The sequence below is a fragment of the Vibrio sp. 1069 genome (genome assembly GCF_033340555.1).
The window spans coordinates 1-652 of the sequence record NZ_JAWOWP010000476.1 but is presented as its reverse complement, the minus strand read 5'-3'; the positions used below and the strand labels follow the sequence as shown (position 1 = coordinate 652).

At 45.6% G+C, this 652-nt stretch carries 1 protein-coding gene; it reads right to left on the bottom strand.

Annotated features, from left to right (window positions below; translation table 11 throughout):
• Positions 1-3 precede the first annotated feature (3 nt).
• On the bottom strand, positions 4-652 hold a 649-nt coding region (locus R7040_RS27245; RefSeq protein WP_318097714.1), incomplete at its 5' end, for an alanine:cation symporter family protein.

Here is a 652-nt window from a genome sequence, read left to right as displayed (position 1 = left end):
AACTTAGGTCGAAGGCTGTTCTACCGTGTCTGTTGCGGTAGTTTCAGTCGTTGGTGCTTGACCTGTTTTACGTTTGTATTTCTCTTCCCAGTAATCTGCCCCTTTGATACCTAGCGCAACTGGGTTGAACGTAAACTCTGTGACACCTTGCTTCTGTTGTTCTTCGTAGTCGGTCAGCGCTTTCAGAGCAGGCTTCGACATAAAGAAGATGATCAAGATACCCACAATGTTCAGCCAAGCCATCAAACCTACGCCAACATCACCCATCGCCCATGCTAGGTTTGCGGTTTTTACTGTACCGTAAAACACGGCTGAGATAAGTACCAGTTTTAAGATAAACATCAGACCGTTCACTTTAAAGGTACGGCGAATGTAGGCAATGTTTGTTTCTGCAATGTAGTAGTAAGCCAAGATAGTGGTGAATGCGAAGAAGAACAGTGCAACAGCGATGAACGGTTTACCAACTCCAGGTAGAGCACTTTCAATCGCCATTTGCGTGAATACTGGACCATTCGCACCAATGTCAGCGGGTAGGTTTTGCACAAGGAATGCACCTTCAACCGCACCGTGTACGTTGTACGCCCCTGTGATAAGAATCATAAACGCAGTTGCCGAACATACTAGTAGTGTATCGATGTAGATTGAGAATGAT